The 2,270-nt window shown below is 64.7% G+C and carries 2 protein-coding genes; both read right to left on the reverse strand.

Annotated features, from left to right (window positions below):
* A partial coding sequence (locus EN939_RS30710; RefSeq protein ID WP_245473223.1) for a transglycosylase domain-containing protein occupies window positions 1-630 on the reverse strand: 630 nt, incomplete at its 3' end.
* 212 nt (window positions 631-842) lie between these two features.
* Window positions 843-2,270: alpha-2-macroglobulin family protein (locus EN939_RS30720; protein ID WP_442919580.1), on the reverse strand; the 1,428-nt coding region annotated here is incomplete at its 5' end.

Raw genomic sequence — 2,270 nt, forward strand, 5'->3', positions numbered from 1 at the left:
CTTTTCCGGCAGTTGCGGCAGAGCGACGAGCAGGGCGGCCTCGGAAACGGTGAGCCGTTTCGGCTCCTTGCCGAAATAGGCGAGCGAGGCGGCGCGCACGCCTTCCAGATTGCCGCCATAAGGCGCCAGCGTCAGGTAGCGTTCGAGGATCTCGCGTTTCGACAGCCGCCGCTCTATCTGGATGGCGCGCAGCATCTGCTTGACCTTGGAGCCGAGGCTGCGGCTTTCGCGCGGCTCGATCAGCCGGGCAAGCTGCATCGAAAGCGTCGAGCCGCCGGAGACGATGCGGCCGCTGGTGGCGAACTGGCCGGCGGCGCGGGCCAGCGCCAGCACGTCGACACCTTCATGGTCCCAGAAACGCTTGTCTTCGTAGGTGACCAGCATGTCGACGAACTGCTTGTCGACCTGGTCGAGGCGGGTTTTGAGCCGCCCGTAGCCGTCCGGCGTGGCGAAGGCGCGCAACAATTCGCCGTCGCGGTCCTGGACTTCGGTGGAGACCGTGAGTTCGGCTGGAAGCGGGGGTGGGAAGGCACGGTCGAGCGCCCAGAGGGTGGTGGCGGCAATTGCGGTGAGTCCAATGAGGGAGGCTCCTGCAACGGCCGTGCGACGAAGGAACTTCTTGGAAAGCATGGCGCCGCCCCTCATCCGGCTGCCGCCACCTTCTCCCCGTATAGTGACGGGGAGAAGGGTGCTGTCATGGCCCTTGGCGCTTTTCCAGCAACGTTCAAAGTTGGCGAAAGCTTTGTTGCAGGCCTCTTTCTCCCCGTCACTATACGGGGAGAAATGCCCGGCAGGGCAATGGGGGGCAGCACAAGCCTCACTTTCATATTCGCCAAGGCGCCTTACGGCGCCTTGACCTCCATCATGCCGGTGGCGGTGCGGGCCGAATATTGCGGCCGGTACATGTCCTCCACCGTTGCCGCCGGGTGCGCATAGGTACCAGGCGTCACCGCGCGCACGACATAGGCGAGCGTCAGATTGTGGTCATGATCGCCGTCGGCCGGGTTGAACGCCGCGACGAAACGGTCGTCGCGGAATTCGAGATGCGCGGCATCGGTCTGCGCCAGCCACGAGAAGTTCGTCAACTGGGCGCTGGAGACCAGGCCGGGATTGTCGATCTCGAAGCCGGCCGGCAACAGGTCGGTGACCAGCAGGCGCGACGGCCATTTGTTCTGCTCGTTGACCTTGAGCACGACGACATAGCGTTCGTTCTGCGTCGCCTCGGTGACATTGGCCTCGGTGCCGTCGAGCTTGTAGTAGGTGCGGTTGATGGTGAAGCCGTCGCCGCCGGCCGGCAAGGGCTGGACCGGCGACGCCACGGTGGTGACGACGGCCTGCAGCGGGGTCTTGCCGGTGTTGGCGATGGTCAGCGGGCTGTCGGCCAGGTCAGAGCCTTCCACCTGGTTGGAGTAGCCGCCGGAATGCGCCGCGCCATTGACGGCCAGCATGATCGTATCATTGCCCTCCTTCAGCGCGCGGGCCGCCAGCAGCATCCAGGATTCGTCCTGGGTGGTGGTCCAGCGGGCTTCCGCGCGTTCCCTGGTCACCAGCTTGATCAGTTCCGGCACGATGGTCGGCACCGGCTTCGATTCCGCCGCCAGCGCCAGCATCGCCGCGCCATCACGCAGCCGCGAACCGTAGTCGGAGCGGTAGTAGTCGTAGTCGGTGGTGGACTTTGCCAACTGCAAGGCGGTCTTGAAGGTGGCTTCGGCGCGCGGTGTATCGCCGTAGAGCGCCAGGCTTGCCGCCAGCTGGGCAACGGCCATCGGGCTTGAGAAAGCTTCGAGTTGGGTATCCGCATAGTAGCGCAGGTCGCCGATCGAGGCCTTCTTGTTGCGGGCCAGAACGTAGAGGGCGTAGGCGATCTCGCTGCCACGGTCCTGGACGCTCTGGTCATAGCCGAGCGAGTTCTGCAAATTGCTCAGCGCCTGGTTCATGGCCAGGCTCGGCACGTCGTATTTCTGCTCGCGCGCCCTGGTCAGGAAATCGGTGACATAGGAATCAAGCCACAGATCGCCGGAGCCCGGACCCCACAGGCCGAAGCTGCCGCCCGAGGCCTGATAGCTCAGAACCTTATAGATGGCGTCCTGGATGCGGCCATGGATATCGGGGTCGCTGGCCATGCCGACGCCGGAAGCCAACTCATTGACGTAGAGAAGCGGCATGGCGCGGCTGGTGGTCTGCTCGGCGCAACCATAGGGGTAGCGGTCGAGCGTCATCAGCAGCGACGGCACGTCGAAGGCGGCGGCCTGCGAAACGCCGACACTGAC

The sequence above is a fragment of the Mesorhizobium sp. M7A.F.Ca.CA.002.05.1.1 genome (genome assembly GCF_003998335.1).
Classification (GTDB): Bacteria; Pseudomonadota; Alphaproteobacteria; order Rhizobiales; family Rhizobiaceae; genus Mesorhizobium.